At 60.3% G+C, this 19,762-nt stretch carries 19 protein-coding genes and 1 pseudogene; 15 read left to right on the forward strand and 5 right to left on the reverse strand.

The window, feature by feature from the left end:
• Positions 1-582: 582 nt before the first annotated feature.
• The gene (locus tag AC6CH8_RS05260) at positions 583-1,170 is read right to left on the reverse strand and encodes a PadR family transcriptional regulator (protein WP_498189152.1); all 588 of its coding nucleotides are present in this window, start codon (positions 1,168-1,170) and stop codon (positions 583-585) included.
• A gap of 164 nt (positions 1,171-1,334) precedes the next feature.
• Between AC6CH8_RS05260 and AC6CH8_RS05265 the strand changes: the two genes are divergently transcribed.
• Positions 1,335-2,429, forward strand: coding sequence for an aromatic ring-hydroxylating oxygenase subunit alpha (locus tag AC6CH8_RS05265; protein WP_285241522.1), 1,095 nt, complete (start codon positions 1,335-1,337; stop codon positions 2,427-2,429).
• A 35-nt stretch (positions 2,430-2,464) separates the two neighbouring features.
• A complete protein-coding gene (locus tag AC6CH8_RS05270; RefSeq protein ID WP_285241521.1) occupies positions 2,465-3,475 on the forward strand; it encodes a PDR/VanB family oxidoreductase in 1,011 nt (336 codons plus the stop codon).
• A 205-nt stretch (positions 3,476-3,680) separates the two neighbouring features.
• Here AC6CH8_RS05270 and AC6CH8_RS05275 read toward each other — a convergent pair whose 3' ends face one another.
• Positions 3,681-4,070 carry a MarR family winged helix-turn-helix transcriptional regulator gene (locus AC6CH8_RS05275; protein ID WP_434326552.1) on the reverse strand — a complete coding sequence of 130 codons (390 nt, stop codon included), beginning with the start codon at positions 4,068-4,070 and terminating at the stop codon, positions 3,681-3,683.
• Positions 4,071-4,273: 203 nt separating this feature from the next.
• Between AC6CH8_RS05275 and AC6CH8_RS05280 the strand changes: the two genes are divergently transcribed.
• The 8 genes and pseudogenes from AC6CH8_RS05280 (at position 4,274) to AC6CH8_RS05315 (ending at position 10,031) form a co-directional block, all read left to right on the forward strand.
• Positions 4,274-5,206, forward strand: coding sequence for an SDR family NAD(P)-dependent oxidoreductase (locus tag AC6CH8_RS05280; protein ID WP_498189155.1), 933 nt, complete (start codon positions 4,274-4,276; stop codon positions 5,204-5,206).
• Positions 5,207-5,222: 16 nt separating this feature from the next.
• Positions 5,223-6,116, forward strand: a complete 894-nt coding sequence (locus AC6CH8_RS05285; protein ID WP_498189157.1) for an amidohydrolase family protein — start codon at positions 5,223-5,225, stop codon at positions 6,114-6,116.
• 150 nt (positions 6,117-6,266) lie between these two features.
• Positions 6,267-6,410 carry a hypothetical protein gene (locus tag AC6CH8_RS05290; protein ID WP_285241517.1) on the forward strand — a complete coding sequence of 48 codons (144 nt, stop codon included), beginning with the start codon at positions 6,267-6,269 and terminating at the stop codon, positions 6,408-6,410.
• Positions 6,411-6,473: 63 nt separating this feature from the next.
• Positions 6,474-6,929, forward strand: coding sequence for a MaoC family dehydratase (locus AC6CH8_RS05295; RefSeq protein ID WP_285241516.1), 456 nt, complete (start codon positions 6,474-6,476; stop codon positions 6,927-6,929).
• A gap of 8 nt (positions 6,930-6,937) precedes the next feature.
• Positions 6,938-8,467, forward strand: coding sequence for an acyl-CoA synthetase (locus AC6CH8_RS05300; RefSeq protein ID WP_498189160.1), 1,530 nt, complete (start codon positions 6,938-6,940; stop codon positions 8,465-8,467).
• A 316-nt stretch (positions 8,468-8,783) separates the two neighbouring features.
• Positions 8,784-9,212: pseudogene (locus AC6CH8_RS05305) on the forward strand (NAD-binding protein); the annotation flags it as partial.
• A gap of 163 nt (positions 9,213-9,375) precedes the next feature.
• A complete protein-coding gene (locus AC6CH8_RS05310; protein ID WP_498189161.1) occupies positions 9,376-9,591 on the forward strand; it encodes a carboxymuconolactone decarboxylase family protein in 216 nt (71 codons plus the stop codon).
• Between the two features lie 122 nt (positions 9,592-9,713).
• On the forward strand, positions 9,714-10,031 hold the full coding sequence (locus AC6CH8_RS05315; protein ID WP_434326549.1) for a putative quinol monooxygenase: 318 nt from the start codon (positions 9,714-9,716) through the stop codon (positions 10,029-10,031).
• 732 nt (positions 10,032-10,763) lie between these two features.
• Here AC6CH8_RS05315 and AC6CH8_RS05320 read toward each other — a convergent pair.
• A complete protein-coding gene (locus tag AC6CH8_RS05320; RefSeq protein ID WP_441996129.1) occupies positions 10,764-11,918 on the reverse strand; it encodes an FAD-dependent oxidoreductase in 1,155 nt (384 codons plus the stop codon).
• 129 nt (positions 11,919-12,047) lie between these two features.
• Between AC6CH8_RS05320 and AC6CH8_RS05325 the strand changes: the two genes are divergently transcribed.
• From AC6CH8_RS05325 to AC6CH8_RS05335, 3 genes are all read left to right on the forward strand, one after another.
• Positions 12,048-13,178, forward strand: a complete 1,131-nt coding sequence (locus AC6CH8_RS05325) for a tyramine oxidase subunit B (RefSeq protein WP_498189163.1) — start codon at positions 12,048-12,050, stop codon at positions 13,176-13,178.
• Positions 13,179-13,335: 157 nt separating this feature from the next.
• Positions 13,336-14,127, forward strand: coding sequence for a cyclase family protein (locus AC6CH8_RS05330; protein WP_498189165.1), 792 nt, complete (start codon positions 13,336-13,338; stop codon positions 14,125-14,127).
• Positions 14,124-15,800: a thiamine pyrophosphate-binding protein gene (locus tag AC6CH8_RS05335; protein ID WP_498189166.1), complete on the forward strand. Its 1,677-nt coding sequence runs from the start codon at positions 14,124-14,126 to the stop codon at positions 15,798-15,800. The genes AC6CH8_RS05330 and AC6CH8_RS05335 overlap by 4 nt, the downstream gene beginning before the upstream one ends.
• Before the next feature lie 247 nt (positions 15,801-16,047).
• Here the strand turns inward: AC6CH8_RS05335 and AC6CH8_RS05340 are convergent, their stop codons facing one another.
• A complete protein-coding gene (locus tag AC6CH8_RS05340; protein ID WP_498189168.1) occupies positions 16,048-17,610 on the reverse strand; it encodes an APC family permease in 1,563 nt (520 codons plus the stop codon).
• A 78-nt stretch (positions 17,611-17,688) separates the two neighbouring features.
• On the opposite strand from AC6CH8_RS05340, the gene AC6CH8_RS05345 reads away from it, so the two are divergent.
• Positions 17,689-18,039 carry an N-methyl-L-tryptophan oxidase family protein gene (locus AC6CH8_RS05345; RefSeq protein ID WP_434326543.1) on the forward strand — a complete coding sequence of 117 codons (351 nt, stop codon included), beginning with the start codon at positions 17,689-17,691 and terminating at the stop codon, positions 18,037-18,039.
• Here AC6CH8_RS05345 and AC6CH8_RS05350 read toward each other — a convergent pair.
• A complete protein-coding gene (locus tag AC6CH8_RS05350) occupies positions 18,027-18,632 on the reverse strand; it encodes a TetR/AcrR family transcriptional regulator (RefSeq protein WP_498189171.1) in 606 nt (201 codons plus the stop codon). The genes AC6CH8_RS05345 and AC6CH8_RS05350 overlap by 13 nt on opposite strands.
• Before the next feature lie 851 nt (positions 18,633-19,483).
• On the opposite strand from AC6CH8_RS05350, the gene AC6CH8_RS05355 reads away from it, so the two are divergent.
• Positions 19,484-19,747, forward strand: coding sequence for a hypothetical protein (locus tag AC6CH8_RS05355; protein WP_498189175.1), 264 nt, complete (start codon positions 19,484-19,486; stop codon positions 19,745-19,747).
• The last annotated feature ends 15 nt before the right edge of the window (positions 19,748-19,762 follow it).

Genomic DNA, 19,762 nt, shown 5'->3' on the forward strand with positions numbered 1-19,762 from the left:
GCAGCGGATCGAAGAATTTGATTCGTCCGGGATGTTCCTCTACGCACTGGTGGTGATCAGCCCTGATGCGATCAAAGAGGCGACCGCCTCCGGTAGACGGCGAGCAATGCAAGCGGTGCTTGGGCCCTTAGACACAATCCATTTGGTAGTCCGCCCCGCATTGAGCACGACGCCGTTAGGGTCCGCTCCATGCACCCGCCCACCTCCGGCAGGCGCCCCTCGACGCTCGTAAGAGTTAGTGCCGAGCGAGTGGTCGTGCACCGCCCCTCCGGACAACAACCAATGTGACGATGACAGCCCGAGCGGCTTTGCCACGACTCGCAGGGGCAGGGGTTGCCAGCCCCTCGCATGGGCACGTGCGGATGAGGCATGGCTCAGGGCCACCACGGCTCGCCGTAGTACTCGCCTGAAATTGGGCTGATGTTGGCTGGGATATGCATCTGCGCCGGGATTTCTTGGGCTCGTTGGAGGGCGTTCTTGGCCACCAGGTAAAGAGCTGCCGCGGAAGCCGACCGGGGAATGCGCAAGGCAGACCTGCACCGGAGGTCCGCCGGAAGTTAGGAGCCAATCGGCTTGTTGCAGTCAGGAAGCATCATCTAATGAATCAACGAGTTTCAGGCCGCGTCGGGCCCACTCTATTTCCGTCTCAGCGCGGGCGATCAGACCCTCATAGGTGAAGATCTTGTAAGCGGTGGTGCGCCGCCGGTCCGCTTCCGGGGTCACGGCGAGGCGTTTGCTCAGCATCACATTCGTGCCCGTCCGCAGTTCATTGATCATGCCCTCCCACTGTCGCCTGCGGAGAGTGTGGTAGTAGATGTGGGCCTGCATGTGCGCCCGCGCAGACTCCGGGTCGGCCCATTCCAGATAAGCCGCCTTCAGGTGCACCGGATCCCGCTCACGGGAGTACTCCAACGGTGTGTTCATCCACGCCCGGAACGCTGCAATGCCGGACTCCGTTATCCGATACCGCGTCTTCTTGCTGTTCGGACCCCAGGGTATTTCTTCCGCGGCCAGGAGCTCGCCCTTTTCCATCCGCCTCAGCTCCGGGTAAATCTGCGAATCCGGGGCATGCCACACATACGCAACTGATGATTCGAAGCGTTTTGACAGGTCGTAACCTGTCATCGGCTCCACCGACAGCAGCGCCAACAGTGCGTACCGGAGACTCACAGAATGACCCTCTTTTCCTCCAACTCTAGTCAATAACTATATCCATAGATAGTCTGGAATCAAACGCACTAACTATGCCGATAGTTATCTAAGTGGGACAGTCCATCGTTCCCTAGCAACCCTTCGGCGCCATTGTCGACGCCCACTGTGTATGAAGGAAAACCATGACTGCTGCCAATACCCAGAGCTCCACAACCAATAAAGTTCTCGGCTATCCCTTGAACGTCTGGTACGTCGCCGCCTGGGACAAGGAAGTGACCCGTCAACCAATGTCGCGGAAAGTCGCCGGCCGCTCGCTGGCGCTTTATCGCACAGAGGACGGCAAGGCAGTGGCCCTTGCCGACGCCTGTTGGCACAGGCTCGCGCCGCTGTCCCTCGGCAAGACCCTCGGCAAGGACCAGATCCAGTGTCCCTACCACGGCATCGTGTACAACTCGGCTGGACGCTGCGTCTCCATGCCAGCGCAGGAGACCATCAACCCCAGCGCAACGGTTCCGTCGTTTCCCGTCGTCGAGCGCCACCGCTACGTGTGGGTTTGGCTCGGTGACCCAACCAAGGCCGACGCCGGGCTGGTGCCCGACATGCACCAGTTGGATTCATCGGCGTGGGCAGGCGACGGCGAAACCATTTACGCGCCGTGCAATTTCCAGCTGGTGCTGGACAACCTGATGGATCTCACCCACGAGGAATTTATTCATTCCTCTTCCATCGGACAGGACGAGCTGAGCGAATCGGACTTCGTTGTTACCCACGATGACAGCACCGTCACCGTTGCACGCTGGATGTTCAATATTGATGCTCCTCCGTTCTGGCTCAAAAATATGCGCGACAAATTCCCAGGCTTCGAAGGCAAAGTCGACAGGTGGCAAATCATCACCTACCGATCCCCGTCAGTGATCAACATCGATGTTGGAGTCGCCAAAGCAGGGTCAGGAGCATTTGAGGGTAACCGCAGCCAGGGCGTAAACGGCTTCGTGATGAATGCCATCACCCCTGAAAGCGAGAAATCCTGCCACTATTTCTGGGCATTCATGCGCAATTATCGCCTCGACAGCCAACTGATCACGACTCAGTTGCGGCAGGGAGTCCATGGTGTGTTCGGTGAGGACGAAGCCATGCTTAAGGCCCAACAGGCTGCCATTGATGCCAACCCGGACTACGAGTTCTACAACTTGAACATCGATTCCGGCGGCATGTGGGTTCGGCGCCTGATCGAGCGACAGCTGCAATCCGAAGGCCGTCTGGTTTCCCTCGCCTAGAGCGGGACAGACAGAACTAAAAAGGTGAAATTGACATGGCAGCAACAAACATAGAGGTCTGGCAACGGGGAACAGTTGTTGAGGTCCAGAAGATCGCCACCAACATCCAACGAATCGTACTCGCGTCGGATCTTCCCAAAAAAGCAGAACCTGGCACACATGTTGACGTGAGGGTCCGCATTGAGGGGCACGAGGACACGAGGTCCTACTCAGTCGTCGAGTCAAGCGAGGACGGCACGCACCTCGTCATTAGTGTTCTGAAGGTTCCCCTGTCCCGGGGCGGATCGATCTTCATGCACAACCTCAAAGCGGGCGATGTGCTTGAATTCACGCAGCCGTTGCAGAACTTCCCACTCCGAGTCGGTGCCGAACGCTACATCTTGTTGGCAGGTGGCATAGGCATCACTGCGATGACCAATATGGCCAAAGTCCTGAGGAACCTGAGCTTGGACTACACCTTGGTCTATGCCGGCCGCAGCCGCGCGGCGATGGCCTATGTGGAGGAGCTACGGCAGCTCCACGGCGAGAAGCTGGCCGTCCACATCGATGACGAGGGAACGCCGCTGAACGTAAACGAACTCGTCGCAGGCGCCACGGACGATACCGAACTGTACATGTGCGGGCCCATCCGTCTCATGGACGCCGTCCGCCGTACCTGGATCGAACGCGAACTCAGCTACCCCAACCTGCGCTACGAAACATTTGGCAACAGCGGCTGGCACGACCCGGAGGAATTCATCGTTCGGGTTCCGAATCTGGGACTGGAAGTTACGGTGGGACAGGAACGCTCCATGCTCGAAGCTCTCGAGGATGCCGGCGCGGATATGATGTTCGATTGCCGGAAAGGCGAATGTGGACTTTGTGAGGTAAGAATCCTCAAGCTTGACGGGGCCATCGACCACCGCGATGTCTTTTACAGCGCCCGCCAGCGGGCCGCCACCGAGAAGATGACATGCTGCGTGTCACGGGCAGTCACCTCACGAAAAGGCCTGATGGCCAGCGCCTCCCTCCCCGGCCCCGCGGTGGTGACCGTAGAGATTTCCTGACCATAGCGAATGTAGCCCAACGCGGAATGCCCGAGACACAGCGCGTCCTGCCGTCGGCATTCCGCTGCAGGATCGGACCCAGGGGGAGCAAGAGAACAGGACCTGCAACGAAAGTGGTGTGGTGCCATTAAACGGCTCATCCTCAGGAACCGTAATGCGGGCGACCCCGCCTGGCCTCTCCGCCACAGGAGTTGAAGGCTGTGCCTCAGCGGTTGAAGGCTACGCGCGCCAGCAGCTCGCGCAGTGTTTCCTGCTCCGCCGCGTTCAGCTGATCCAGTGCTATGGATGCACCCTGTGCGGTGACCAGACGCGCCTTCCTGTACAACTCGTGCCCGGCGGATGTTCCCGCAATAATCTTGGAACGTCGATCCTTGGGATCGGCGCGGCGCTCGACGAGTCCACGGCTCTCCAGGTGATCGACCAGAGGCACAATCTGACTGGGTTCCAGGGAGAGGAAGTCAGCCAGTTCCCGTTGCGTGGGAGCGAGACCGCTGCAGGACAGGGACAGCACCGAGTAGGAACGGACCTTCAGCCCCAATGGCTCCAGCAGCTCATTGGCCCTCGCGACGCCCAACGCGCGGGTTCGTGCCGTCAAAAATTCGATTTCACCTGCCAGTTCACACGAGAGGAAACGATCAATCGGGTCGGTGCTCGTACTGCTTTTGCTTACCAAGTCAGTGCCTCGTGAAGTAGATAATAAAATTAATCATTGATTTTTTTAAGAGTTTAAGTTCTTATGTACCAAGCAAGGTTCCCACGATGCTTTGGTGGGAACAACACCACTTTGAAGGAGCGGACATGTCACTGGCTGGAAAAGTAGCGGTAGTCACCGGTAGCGGGCGTGGCCTCGGTCTGAGCTATGCCCAGGAGCTGGCCCGCCTGGGTGCCGCCGTGGTTATCAACGACGTCGACGCCGATGTCGCGGCAAAGGCTGTGGACTCGATCGTTGGCACGGGCGGCAACGCCGTAGCCGTGGTGGCGCCGGTTGGCTCCAGCGAAACCGCCAAGGCACTGGTTGCGGCAGCCACCCGGAACTTCGGCCGACTGGATATCCTTGTCACCAACGCCGGCGTGCTGCGTGACAAGTCCATCCTGAAGATGACCGACGAGGACTTCGATCTCGTCATAGACGTACACCTGCGTGGCACCTTCACGTGCGTTCGCGAAGTGTTCGGCTACTTCAAGGAAAACGGCGTCGCCGGGCGCATTATCACCATCGGTTCGCCCACGGGCCAGCGCGGAAACTTTGGCCAAACCAATTACGCAGCTGCCAAATCCGGCATCGTGGGGATGGTGCGCACTTGGGCGCTGGAGATGAAGCGCACGGGAGTCACCGTTAACGCGGTCATCCCGGTCGCGGCCACCGCCATGACCAAGACTGTCCCCTTCTTCGCCAAGGCCGTGGAGGCCGACGAGCGCGGCGAGGCAATGCCAGATTTCTTCCGCAAGGATCTGGGCTTCGGCACCGCCGACGATGTCGCCGGGCTGATCGCGTTCCTGGCCTCGGAGGAAGCGGGCAAGATCACCGGTCAGGCCATCGGTGCCGGCGGAGACCGCTTGCAGCTGTGGAGCCACCCGGACGCCATTATTTCTGAGTATCATGACGGCGGCTGGGACTACTACACCCTGCAGGACAAGTTCGATGCACTCTTCGGCGACAAGCTGCAGTCAGTAGGCGAGTCCTTCCCCGAGCTTCCGGCCGAGCTGCAAACCGAAGCGGCAGCAAAGTAGCAAGGAAACGCACGCCATGAGCATCCGCTACGAATCCGGGATCGACCCCGGGTCGATCACCGTGATTGACATGCATGTCCATGTTGAGGTCGACGACTGCGGTCACAAGGCCATGCCTGAGGACCTCTTCGAGGCATCGGCCGCCTACTTCAAGTCCGAGGAGCGCACTCCCTCAGTGGACAGGATCGCCGAGGTCTACCGTGAGGCGAGGATGGCCGCGGTCCTGTTCACCGTCGATGCACGCACCGCGCTGGGACATGAACCGAACTCGATCGATGACCTGGTTGCCGGGGCGGCGCGCAACAACGACGTGCTGATCCCCTTCGGCTCGGTTGATCCGCGCACCGGTCGGGCCGCCGTCGCCGAGGCCCGCCGTCAAGCCCAACAGCTCGGCGTGCGTGGCTTCAAGTTCCACCCCTCGCTGCAAGGCTTCGACCCCTCCAGCGAAGAGTTCTACCCGCTCTGGATTGCACTCGAGGAACTCGGGCTGCCATGCATTTTCCACACCGGACAGAATGGCATGGGTGCCGGGCTACCCGGAGGACGCGGCATCAAGCTGCGCTACTCCAACCCACTGCTCCTTGACGACGTGGCAGCCGACTTTCCGGGCCTAACGATCATCATGGCGCACCCCTCGATGCCCTGGCAGAACGAGGCCAACTCGATCGCAACGCACAAGGCGAACGTGTACATCGACCTTTCCGGCTGGAGCCCGAAGTACTTCCCGGCCTCGCTGGTGAAGATGAGCAACAACGTACTGGCCACCAAGGTGCTCTTCGGAACCGATTACCCGCTGATCACCCCTGAGAAGTGGCTCGGCGCCTTTGCCGAGCTGCCGCTCAAGGACGAGATACGCCCGCTGATCCTGAAGGATAATGCGGTCCGGGTCCTGGGACTGAACTCTCCATGACCGGCTGCGCCGGGAGTGAAGCTGGGCAGGGCCGAGAGCAAAACCAGCCTGCGGATCATGCAGGAGAACCTGCCCGGTAGCTGACCAAGGTCGCCGCGTCCCTTGCCACGTTAGGCCAGCCTCACCCAGGCGCAAGACAAAGGCATCTACGTGGACGAGAACTCAGCGATGGCCAAAACATTGACCGCGCGGATGCTGCGGGAGACCGCCGCGCTGGCCCGGGAAGCCTGCGGGGGCAACGAGTTAAACGCGTTGATTCTAGGACACGCCACCGCCGTCGGGGCTTTCCGCTAGACGGAAGCCTCGGCGCTACCAGCGATACCCAAACCACCATTATCTATTGAAGGAGGACCCTTCATGGGCCAGACAGTTCTTTCCTACGAGCAGCTCGCAACCGCCGCTGGCACCGACCTGGGTTACAGCGAGTTCAGGATGGTCACTCAGGACCAGGTCAATACGTTTGCCGATGCGACAGACGACCACCAGTGGATCCATACCGACCCGGAGAAAGCCAAAGAGGGCCCGTTCGGTGGGCCGATCGCCCACGGCTACCTCTCGCTAAGCCTGCAAATCGCATTCTGGTCCGAGCTTTTCGATGTCACCGGTGTGAGCACCCGGGTCAACTACGGCCTGGACAAAGTCCGCTTTCCATCACCGGTGCCGGTCGGCGCACAGATCCGCATGAAGGCACAGATCGCAGAAGTCGAAGAGGTCAAGGGCGGCTACCAGATCGCCGTCGACCAGGTCGTCGAGGTCGACGGCGCCCCGAAACCCGCCGTCGTCTCGCGCGGCATCTACCGCTTCTACGCCTAAGACCTGTGATGTTGAACCAAGGATTGGGCAGCTGGATCCACAAACGCCGGGTCAAGTCCCGAGGGCACACCGCCATCACCGACGGCTCCTTGACCCTGACATACGAGCAACTGGCCGAGCGCATTGACCGGTTGTCCAACGCCCTGACGGGACACGGCGTCAAACGCGGGGACCGGGTGGCCTATCTGGGCAACAACCACCCCGCGTTCCTGGAAACGCTCTTCGCCTGCGGAAGCATCGGCGCGGTCTTTGTTCCCCTCAACACCCGCTTGGCCCCGCAGGAAGTGGCATTCGCCCTTGAGGATTCCGGAACGAACCTACTCATTAATGCCCGGCAGTGCGACGACCTGGCCCTGGCGGCCAGCACCGTGGCGCGCATAGCGGGTCGACTCGTCGTGGAATCAGGGCCCAACGTCGGGTCCTATGAGAAGGCGATCCGCGCGGCCTCGGCAGAGCACCAGGAGTATGCCGTTTCGCTAAACGACACGTGCATGATCCTCTACACCTCCGGAACCACAGGGAACCCCAAGGGCGCCATCCTGACCCATGGCAACCTGACATGGAATGCCTTGAACGTGCTGGTCGACTACGACGTCACCAGCACGCAGGTGGCGCTGATGATTGCCCCGATGTTTCACGCCGCTTCCCTGGGCATGGGTGCGCTGCCGACGCTGCTCAAGGGAGGCACCTTGGTCCTGCAGGACAGGTTCGAACCTGCAGCCGTCCTGGCTGCCATTGAACACCACGGCATCACCACGCTTTCCGGGGTGCCCACGACTTACCAAATGCTGAGCGAAGATCCGAACTGGCATTCCACCGATCTTTCCTCGATCCGCATGCTCACCTGCGGCGGATCGGCGGTCCCCATGCGCGTGCTCGACGCCTACGAGGCTCGTGGACTGTCGTTCTCCGGCGGATACGGCATGACCGAAACTTCCCCGGGCGCCACATCGCTTCAACCCCGTTACTCCCGGGAGAAGGCAGGGTCGGCCGGGCTTCCGCACTTTTTCACCGATATCCGAATTGTTAACGCCGAAGGCCGGGACGCAGTTGGAAATGAGGTCGGGGAGATACTCATCCAGGGCCCCAACGTCATCCCCGGATACTGGAACAGGCACGACGCCACGGCGAGTTCCTTTCAAGACGGAAGCTGGCTCAAGTCTGGCGACATGGGCTACGTCGATGACCAGGGGTTCTTATACATCGCCGACAGGATCAAGGACATGATCATTTCCGGCGGGGAAAACATATACGCCGCCCAGGTCGAGCAGGCCATCATGGAACTGCCTTCAGTGGCCTCCGTAGCGGTCATTGGGGTCCCCGACGAGAAGTGGGGTGAGTCCGTTCACGCCGTTATCGTTCCCTCCGAGGGACGCTCTGTCACCAGGGAAGACATCGTCGCGCACCTGGACGGAAAACTGGCGCGGTACAAGATCCCGCGGACTGTCGATATCGTCCAGGATCTGCCTCGCACGGCCAGCGGAAAAATCCGCAAGACCGAGCTGCGCGAGACTTACCGCAGGAGCACCCTGGCATAGCACAGTACCCAGGTAACTGCCACGGGCAAGCTGCCTGCGGTCGCCGCATGTATTTGCAATTTCGGCGCGTCGAGGCGCTACCCAAGAGCACGTGCAGCGGATGCCGCATGTCCCGACGCCGCCGTGACCGTCACGCGGATCCCCTCAGACGGGATCCGCGTTTAGCGTGCACCCTGGGTGCGCGCCAGGTTCGCCCCGAAGGATCCTCCTCGATGATCATCGACATGGGATCATCGGAACCGGGCAGCACCGACGCACTCGCGGAAGAAGCTGATACAGGGGCATCGCCTACGTCGACGCCCCAGTCTCGGGTGGTGTGCCGCGTGCCATCACCGGTGAGCTAGCCATCATGGCCGGTGGGACAACAGAGGCGTTCGATGCCGCCTCACCGCATCTGCAACCCAGGGGTTCCAACATCGTGCACGTGGGAAAGGCAGGGACTGGTCATGCCGCCAAGGCGCTGAACAATCTGCTTTCGGCGGCCAACCTGTCCGCTGCGGCAGAAAACCTCTGCGCCGCCGCAGCAGTAGGCAGCAAGCCCGAAACCATGGTCAAAATCATCAATGGCTCCACCGGACGCAGCCAGGCAACCGAGGTCAAATACCCCCGCCATATCCTCACCCGAAAGTTCGACTCGGGATTCGCCATGGATCTCATGCTCAAGGACCTTCGCATCGCCCGCAGCATCTTCTCCGACCATTCGATCGAAGCCCCCGTTGTCCTTGCGGCCGAAGCAACGGCTCAGACTGCGCGCGGCCACCTGGAAGCCAAGAGCCCGGATCACACCGAACTCGTTAGGCACTACGAACGCGTCAACGGGATGCTTCTGCGGGAAACCGAATCCCCGCTCACAGCGCACCCTGGACCGCAAAACCAAAGAACTGATCTTCATCGTCAGCCTCACCGTGATGCGGGCCGCCAAGGGCCACATCCAAAGCCACATCCGTGTAGCCCTGGACCTTGGACTGACATCGACAGAGATCCTCGAAGCCATCGAAATCTCGCTGCCAGAAGCCGGCATTGTTGCCTTCCAGGCAGGCTTCGAAGCATGGCGTGAAGTCGTTGGCGTGGACGGCATCGAACCCACAGTCCAGGTACACGAAGGCGGCAGCGGCACCTCCTAAGTGGCCATACAGTCCCAAAACTAGTGGTTGTCCCGGCCCGCCCTGGTCGGGACAACCACCGCTGCGTTCAACCATTTCATCCGAGAAAGAAATTACACGTACCCGACACTACTTTTGAGGTGGTGGCAACCTACAAAACTACCCCCGGCTCCGAAAACGATGTATTGGCCCACTTGCGGCGCCTTGCCGAAGCCAGCAGGCAGAAGGACGGGAATCTCCGCTATGAATACTTCCGAGGCGTCGAAGATCCACAAAAATTCGTCATTCTCGAGTCTTACCGCACGGCTGCAGACTTCCAAGCCCACCGTGAAAGCCAACACTTCCAAGAGATCGGCGTTGAAACCATCATCTCGCTCCTGCACCACCCACTAGTATCCACATACGACTCCCCCACCGGAACTTCCGGCATCCGTCCCTCGCAAACTTCTGATCGGCAGTGAGTGGCAGGCTACTTCCGCCGGCGGCACCACGGCGTCCACGACCCGGCCACCGGGAAGTGGCTCGCCATCCTTGCGTAGGCGGTAATCGCTTTCAGCCGTTTATGGCTTATTTCCCGCCGCAGTAGCCCCCTGCTGTCATTGGTGACTTCCTGACCGATCCGCGTTCCGGCGGGAAACCGATCAGCCTGAAGACGCTACGCTCCTCTAGCACCGCGGTGGCGATTATTCTGCCCGTACATGAAACGTCTTGGCTACGCGCAAGGCGAGTTCTGCGAAATTTAGGGCCTGCCATGCCTAACGCCTCGGCCGACGCCTACTACCATGCTTGACGATCGTTTCGAGTCTCGCACGGTTATGAACGGTGCCGCTCCTTCCCTATATCCATGGAATTGGGACGTGCTGATCTGCTCTCAGGGAAAGTTTTGGGAGCAGGTCAGCTTCGTGGTTTTCTGCTGTCAGAAGTTTCCTGTGCGCCACTCAGCACGGGCGCCCGGTGCCCGGCTCCGTGGAGCGGGATACGGGACTCGCAATGATCCATTTAGCGGCTGAGCCATGGTGTGTAGGCATGACAGTTCCTTCTCCTATGAACCTCGCTGATTGCGGGTCCATGTCGGCAGCCCACCAGCCGGTGGCAGTGCAGTGATCACCAGTTTGGAGGGCTGCGGTCAGAGCGTTTTCTGCCGCATGGGGGAACCTCATTGGATTTCGTTTCTTCATGACAACTTCCTTCCCTTATGAGATGTGCGCAACCCGGTCCGGGTGGTTTGAGAGGCCGAAATCGGCACTGTACAGCGGATCGTTGACACCGGTCAGGAGGCTGGTTGCGAGCTGGCCGAGAGCGGGTGCAAATTTGAAGCCGTGGCCTGACAGCCCGGCGATGGTCACAATGCGTCCGCTCGGGTCCAGGTCAACGATGGGTACTCTGCTGACCGTAACGCTCTCGTGGTGCATGCTGTGACGAACCGGTTCGGGTGAGAGATCCGCGAAGAAGGTGGTGGCGTTGCGGCTGATCTCCTCAATGGCGGCTCTGCTGACCGTGGCCGGGACATCGTCGACTGATTCGTACTGGGTGTCGGCTGCTGTGTGTGAGACAACTTTTACGCTGTAGCTGTCCAGCGTTGGTACTCCGAACATGTGAACACCGTCCTGGTCGCGAAGGAATGCCGGGAAAACGTCCGGTGCGTAGCGACTCGGATCGTTCGGCGCGAACCATGTCAACGCGATGTCGGCGACTTTTACGACGTCGCGTAGCTGCGGGCGCAGCTGCGCTGCCCACGAACCGGTGGTGACAACCACCTGCGCGACACGGAGAGTCCGCGTAGCGAGCCGAATAACGATCGCTTCCCCCTGCTCCTCTATGCCCAAAACCGCTTCGCCGTCGATGACCGTCCCGCCAGCTGCTATTGCGGCTTGAACTCCGGCCAGCACAGCAACTTCCGATCGTATGCCGCCCCCCAGGAGGTCAAGCACTGCTTCCGTCCCGTCGGTAACGATGTGTTGTGGATATGTCTTCCGAAGCTCGGTAGTGCTGAAAAAACGATGCGGGAGTTCGAACCGACGGATGCTCTCGAGAGTCGTTTCATAGGGGGCGTGCCCGGGGGTGTCCACGGCCAACATCCCACCGTCAAGAAACAGATGCCGCCCCGTCTTCTTCTCAAGGTCCAGCCACAATTCCCTGGATCGGAGGAGCAAGGGGACGTAACGCCAGCCCTCGTGGTACGCAGCGCGGAAAACCCTGGATTCGCCGGCGTATGAACCATAGGCATGCCCCACCCCCCATTGCTCTATGCCGACAACCTTCAGGTCAGTATCTGTGCACAGCTGCCACATCGCCATGGAGCCCACAGAGCCCAAACCGATCACCGCTACATCGAAATCTTCGTACATTCCCAACTCCATATCCTCACAAGATTGCGGGTAAATCAGCCAACCCGTAGAAACTTTGTGTTCCTCGGTCTACGCTATGGTTCATCAAGCGATGAAAAATAACAAGCCTTGATCCCAACTGGAGGAAACATGACTGATCAACGCATAGATTTTCTGTACCTCAATGAGCAGGACATGGTGGCCGCGGGTGTTACCGACATGGCGTCCTGCGTGGACACCATGGTCGAAATGTTCTCCGCACTAGGTGTTGGCGACTACATCATGGGCGGTGCCAACCGCAACTCCCACGGAGTCTTTCTGGACTTCCCCGAGACCTCTGAATTCCCGAACATGCCACTGGCAGGACCGGATCGCAGGTTCATGGCGATGCCCGCATACTTGGGGGGAAGTTTCGATGCAATCGGGGCGAAATGGTATGGCTCGAACGTCGCAAATCGGGAGCGAGGTTGGCCCCGATCCATTCACATGTACACATTGTCCGATAAAGAATCCGGCGCGCCATTGGCTGTGATGTCGGCGAACCTTCTGAGTGCGTACCGCACCGGAGCGATTCCCGGCGTTGGTGCCCGGCTTCTGGCCGTTGACAATGCGCGGGTCCTCGGGATGATCGGCCCCGGGGTGATGAACTCGACTTCACTGGAGGCCTTCGTGGTAGCACGTCCCAGCCTCGAAGTAGTCAAGGTGTTCGGCCGCAGCGCAGGCTCAACCAAGGCATTTGTCAACCGAGCAGCCGAACGATTCCCGCACCTCAAAATTGACATAGTCGACAGCGCCGAAGCTGCAGTGCGGGAATCCGACATCGTCAGCGTCGCAACCTCGACCGCTGCCGGTGCGGAGAACTACACATTCATCGAGGAACAATGGATAAAGCCCGGAGCTCTGATATGCCTGCCAGCGACAATCAACTTGGACCCTGACTTCGTGCTGAAGAGAGCGCGTAACGTTGCTGACAGCTCGCGTATGTACGAAAGCTACGCAGAAGAACTTGGCGCACCAGCGCACGACATCGTCGGCATCCTGGGTGTCCTCTGGAATGATCTGATCGCTGCTGGCCGTATGGATCGGAGTTCTATCGGGGACCTCGGAAGTATTGCTGCGGGCCGAGAAGCAGGCCGGGTCTCCGACGAAGAGATTATCCTGCTGGCTATCGGCGGGATGCCCGTTGAAGACGTAGCGTGGGCAAGTGTTGTGTACCGGAACGCCCTTGAACGAGGAATCGGCACCACGCTCATGCTCTGGGATAAGCCACTTCTAACCTAGGATCCGTGAAACTCCCCTCGAGTTGACCTCCCCCACGACTACGAGGCCCAGGCGCGATCCACTCCCACCAGCCCCACAGGGCTCGGCACATGCGGCCCAAACACAAACAACTCATTTTCTAAACCCATCTTTATGAAGAGCAATTGATAGGAGAACAATGTCTGTTCTGGCCGGGCTCACTGCAGCCCTTTCGAGTGGTTCGGTGGAAATCATCGACCTCACCACGCCCCTGAGTTCTGAAACCCCCATCCTGAACCTGCCGCAGCCGTTCGCGAACACGGTGGGTTTGTCCGTTTCGCCGGTCAGTAATTTCGACGACGCCGGGCCGGCTTGGGCGTGGAACGACGTCACCGTGGGTGAACACGCCGGAACGCACCTGGACGCGCCGGTGCACTGGGTTACGGGCAAGGACGGCAAGTCCGTGGACCAGATCGAGCCGCACCGCCTGGTGGGACCGGTAGTGGTGATCGACAAGACCGGCGAGGTTTCCGCGAACCCGGATTTTCTGCTGGAACCGGAACACTTTGAGCAGTGGCAGGAGGAGCACAGCACTTTTCCGGAGAACTGCTGGGTCATTTTCCGGACCGGTTGGGCGGCCCGGGGCACGGATGCGGCGGCTTTCGTCAACGCGGACGACGCCGGACCCCACACTCCCGGGGTCTCCCCCGAGGGTGCCAAGTGGCTTGCCGGGAACGCCTCGATCAGCGGTTTCGGTGTTGAGACCGTGGGCATCGACGCCGGTCAGGCCGGTTCGTTGGACCCCATGTTCCCCGTGCACTCGTTCCTCCTGGGCGCGGACAAGTACGGCGTGACGTCGCTGCGGAATGTGGACCGGCTCCCCGTCACGGGCGCCACGTTGGTGGTTGCGCCGTTGCCCATTGTGGGTGGCACGGGAAGCCCCAGCCGCGTGTACGCACTGGTTGAAAAAGATGCGGTGGAAAAGGCATGAGCGAGCAGGTACGGGTGTCAACGCTGGTAGGCAGGACGCTGGCGAAGCTCGGCGTCGGCCACGTTTTCGGCGTGGTGGGCTCCGGCAACTTCGATGTCACCGGCACCCTCATGGCCGAAGGCATTCCCTTCACCGCGGCCCGGCACGAGGGCGGCGCTGCCACCATGGCGGACGCGTACTCCCGGATGTCCGGCAAAGTGGGTGTGGTCTCCACCCATCAGGGCTGCGGGCTGAGCAATGCCATCACAGGAATCGGGGAGGCAGCCAAAAGCCGCACCCCCATGATCGTCCTCACCGCCGACACCCAGGCCGCAGCCACCAGGTCCAACTTCAAGATCGACCAGGACGCCCTGGCCCGAAGCGTCGGCGCCGTGGCCGAGCGCATCCACTCCCCCGCCACAGCTGTCGCGGACACCGTCAGGGCCTACCGGACGGCGGTGAATGAGCGCCGCACCGTGGTGTTGAGCCTGCCGTTGGATGTCCAAGGTGCCAGTTCGGCGGACGAGGTGGATGCCGTCGTCGTGCCTGAACCCTTGAAGGTCCGCCCGGACGCTGCCGGGGTGCAGCACCTGGTGGCGCTGATCGCCGCGGCGGAACGGCCCGTGTTCGTCGCCGGACGTGGCGGCAGGGGCGCCCGGGAAGAAATCCTGGAGCTGGCCCGGCACGCCGGTGCGCTGGTGGCGACCTCCGCCGTGGCGAGCGGACTGTTCAACGGCGACACCCACAACCTCGGAATTTCCGGCGGTTTCTCCGCACCGCTGACGGCCGAGCTCATCAGTAGCGCGGACCTGATTGTGGGCTGGGGCTGCGCGCTGAACATGTGGACCATGCGGCACGGGCGACTCATCTCCGCCGGCACCAAAGTAGTGCAGATCGACGTCGAAGATTCCGCGCTCGGCGCCAACCGCCCCATCACCCTCGGCCTGCTGGGGGACTCAGCCCTGACTGCCGCGGATGCGCTGGCGGCCCTGCGGTCCGGGCAATCCGAGCCGGCTGAAAAGTACCGCACTGAAGCCAACGCCCTGGCCATCAAGCAGGGCTCCAGGTGGCGGGACGTGGACACCGAAGACCTGTCCACCGAAACAGCCATCGATCCCCGCGTCCTCACCCGCGAACTCGACACCCTGCTCCCCACAGAGCGGATCGTGGCCGTGGATTCGGGCAACTTCATGGGCTACCCCAGCCAATACCTCGCCGTGCCGGACGAGGACGGGTTCTGCTTCACCCAAGCGTTCCAGGCTATTGGCTTGGGCCTGTACACAGCGATCGGCGCGGCCCTGGCCCAACCACACCGGCTGCCCGTGCTGGGCGCCGGAGACGGTGGCTTCCTCATGGGCATCAGCGAACTCGAAACCGCCGCCCGCCTGAAACTGCCCCTGGTCTGCATCGTGTACAACGACGCCGCCTACGGTGCAGAGGTCCACCACTTCGCGTCCGAACACACTCAGGCGGAGCTCTCCAGCGTGGTGTTCCCGGAAACGGACATCGCCGCGATCGCCCGCGGGTTCGGGACGGAAGGAGTGACCGTGCGGACTGTGGCGGACCTGGAGGCTGTGCGCCCGTGGATCGCGGCCTACCAAGCCGGAACCCAGGACCGGCCCCTCGTGATCGACGCAAAGATCGCGTCCGACGGCGGATCGTGGTGGCTGGCGGAGGCGTTCCAAGGCCACTAGCGCGGGGCTCCCCCAAACAACGAATACGTCACAGATCAGGCCGTTCCGGGAATCCGGGACGGCCTGACTTGTGCTATTCGTGAGCGGTTTCAGCTTGGAATCCACCTGACGCAATACGGGCACCTGCGGAAAATTCAAGGACCTCCCCCGCCGTGCGAGCCCGTTAGGGCTCCGGCACAAGCGCGGGAGGTCCTTTTGCTTCTTACTGTGGCCAGGATGGGTATTGGGCAGTAATCACTTCCCGTGGCTAGGCGGCATCGTCTTCGACGTCGGTAATAGAGGCGTAGAGACTTCTGTTCCTCCGTCGCATCCACAAGGCCTGGCAAAGGCCAAAGAGGGGCATGGGGACGAGCAAAAGGAGAAGGAGCACGGAAGTGGAACCAAACTGGGGAGTTCCGTCAGCACCGATATCTCCCACAAGGAGGGGGAAGTTGGACACAATCAGGTATGCGGTAATAGCCAATCCCGCAAAGCCCAAGACTGGAGCGATGAGCGTTTTCCATACATTCCGGTCAAAACGTGTTCGGAGGAAGAAGACGACGACGGCAAGCGCCGTAACCGCCATCAGGAAGGCGATTCCGAACGTAGCCATCCCGGATGTCCAAGCGAGCACCTGAGTTGCTCCGTCGAGACCGAAGAGTCCCGCTAGCAATATTGCAGTCAGTGCAACGCCACTTGTGAGGAGAGATGCCAGTCGCGGTGAGTTGTGGCGATTGTCGACTTCTGAAATCGATCTGGGGAGGAACCCGTGGCTACCTAAGGAGTGAAGGTATCTGGTTACCACGTTATGGAAGGAAAGACTAGCGGCGATGACGCTGGTGAAAAGCAATACGTTGATAATGACTACAGCCACTGGGCCCAAGTAACGATTGGCCGTTTCCATGATCAACGTCGCTGGGTATTGAGTGGCCATCGTCACGATATTGTCGGGGCCCCAAGCCTCCACCATGGCCCAGGAACTGAGCGTGTAGAACAGACCCACCAAAATCACAGCTAAGTACGTGGCACGAGGAATCGTCTTGTTCGGCTGCTTGGCTTCATCCCGGAAAATCGCTGTCGACTCAAAGCCCAGGAATGCGGCAAGAGCAAACATCAGACCCAGTGACGGAGAACCGGACAGAATGTGGCTGGCTTCAAATGGTGCGGCGCTCAGGCCGGAGTCTCCCCCCGTCACAATGATGGCAAAAACAATAATCAACACGATCGCAATTTCCGCGACAAGCAGGACGGCCAGCACCTTGGAGCTGAGATCAATATTGCGCAGTCCGACGGCGGCTACCACGGCAAGAGCACCCAAAGCGAAGAACCACCACGGTATTTCCGGTCCGCCGACTGATCGAATGCTCTCGCTGGCCGCAGAACCGAGATATCCGACCAGACCCACTTCAATGCAGAGATAGCTGAAAATTGAAAGGTACGCCGCGGCTAGCCCCGGCGGCTTGGCAAGACCAAAGGATATGTAAATGAAGAACGCCCCCGTTTTGGGGATGAACTTCGTCATGTGCGTGAAGCCCACCGCAAACAGCAAAAGGATAGTTGCCGCCAGCACGAACATGCTGGGCACCCCTACACCGTTCCCAATCATGAACCCCAGCGGCACCTGGCCGCCTATGACCGATAGCGGTGCGGCGGCCGCCAACACCATCAACACGATCGCTCCGGTGCCAAGGGAACCGTGCAAACGCCTGCGCTCGATCGGTTTGGCAGGGGAAGAGGACGAGGGGGGCATGGTTGAAACAGGGTTGCGTGCAGAAGCCTCTTGGCTCGGACTCGGGTCAGTCATGGTGCCTCCAAAGGTGGGGGAAATCACGTTATTTTCATCACTCGATGAACCATAGCGTAGAGAATGACCCGTGGTGTTTCCACTGTTTTCCCAAAATGTTTTCTTGTGACGACCCGATCGTGGGCTACGCAGCTGCGCCGGCAGCTATGCGACGTCGTAAAAGTCGCCGACATCGCGTTGACTTGGTTCGCGCCGAACGATCCGAGTCGCTACGCACCGGACGTTTTCCCGGCGTTCCTTCGCGACCAGGACGGTGTACACATGTTCGGCGTACCTACGCTGGACAGCTACAGCGTAAAAGTTGTCTCACACACAGCAGCCGACACTCAGTACGAATCAGTTGACGATGTCCCGGCCACGGTCAGCAGGGCCGCCATTGAGGAGATCAGCCGCAACGCCACCACGCTCTTCAGATCACTCACCCGAACCGGATTTACTGGGCCTTATCGCGCATGAGCCGGGGCGATCTCACGGTCAAAGAAATCCCCCAGCATCTGCTCAAAGACGCTGGAAGGATACTGATCAGGCATGAGGACGGCCAAGGCCTGAGCGCCGGAAATCAGCGTTAACAGCATCTTGGCAAGGGAGATCGTATCCGCTCCCTGGGCAAGATCTCCAGAGTCGCTCGCATCTTCCAGCAATCTGACAAACAGCTCATTGACGGCGGTCAGGCCAGCGGCGTTAACAGCAGAAAATCGCTCCGAAGAGGCGCACCGCTCCCAGAACGGGAGCAAAACCCGCGCCTCCAATCGGGCTTCGTCCCCGATTGGCATCATTTCCTTGGCCAGCACCCAGAGCGCTTGGATTCCGGTCCGGGAACCAACTTTTCTTTCGTAGCGATCCTGAGTCATCTTAAAAACATGTTCGTAGCTGGCAATCAGAACATCGTTTTTAGAGGGGAAGTAGTGGTTCACGGCGCCATACGCGAGGCCCATCTCTGCCGCAAGGTCGCGCATGGTGGTACCTTCGAAACCATTCCGAGCGATGAGTCGCCAGACGCCTTCGATAATTTCCCTGCGGCGCAACGCGTGGTCTACTAGCTTCGGCATGGGTGTTCCTTCCGCCGGGTGCCCACTTCCCACTTAGCTTACGTGAGGCCCACGGGAGGATACGCTCAAACACGCTTCCATCCGCCATTGGAGCGGCCGAGCTAATTTTCAGTTACCCAATCTCATCCTCCTCGACGAAGCGACCGCCCAAGTCGACGGCCTATCGGAAGTAGCAATTCACGACGCGATCCGCGACCACGCCTCTCGCGGCGCAGTACTCACGATCGCACACCGACTGTCCACCGTCTTCGACGCCGACAACATCATCGTCATGGGATGAGGCCAAAGAGTGGCGCAAGGAACCCACTCCCAACTCATGCACCACAGCGCCCTCTATCAGCGAATGGTGCACTCCTTCACGCCGCCCCAGAGGAGCCCGCCTCATCCAAGGTTGCGCACCCGGCATGAGATTGTCGTCATGAGCCCCAGCCGCCACTGCGAACGCACGCGTGCGAGTGCTTGATGCTGGCTCCTGCTCCCATCGGTGCAATGGCATTCCGTTACACCTGCGGGTACTGCCAACAAATTGGAGATCTAATTTGCTGAATTATCTTCGCGAGTCCGCGGAGGCCCGCTCGAGCATTCTCATTCCGCGTTTCTGCCTCACTAACTCTCCAGCCCGAGGTCTGCGGGACACTTTTTGGCGACACGAAATAACGAGACAACGGTGCAGAGTCAGAGTGCCGGGATTCAGGGCTTCGCGATCAGCTGTCCACCTTCCTGAACGGCTGCATTGGATGTCGCATAGTCCTTCCCTCTGTAAAGACAGTCCTGACCCCTCACACATGGTCATGTTCCCGCGGGTGACTACAGCAATGAACAGCGAGGTGAACCAACGACGGAGCATTGACATGGACCTGGAATTCTTCGAGCCAGCGGAAGCAGCGGCCCTGATGCGCTGCACTGAGGGATGGCTGCGGGATGGGGCTGCTGCGGGACGCTTCCCACATGCGTGCTGCGGCAAGGGAAAGATCGTCTTTACGTCAGAGCACATCGCGGAGATAGCCAGGCTAAGTGAGATATTGCCCGGCGCACACCGATCGCCGGCCGCAAGCGGGGCCGCAACCAGCACCCGACTCATCGGTAACAGGGCCCGCGACCGGATGGCTTCCTAGGGGCAGCCAAGAGCA

The organism is Paenarthrobacter sp. GQ52 (assembly GCF_059759005.1).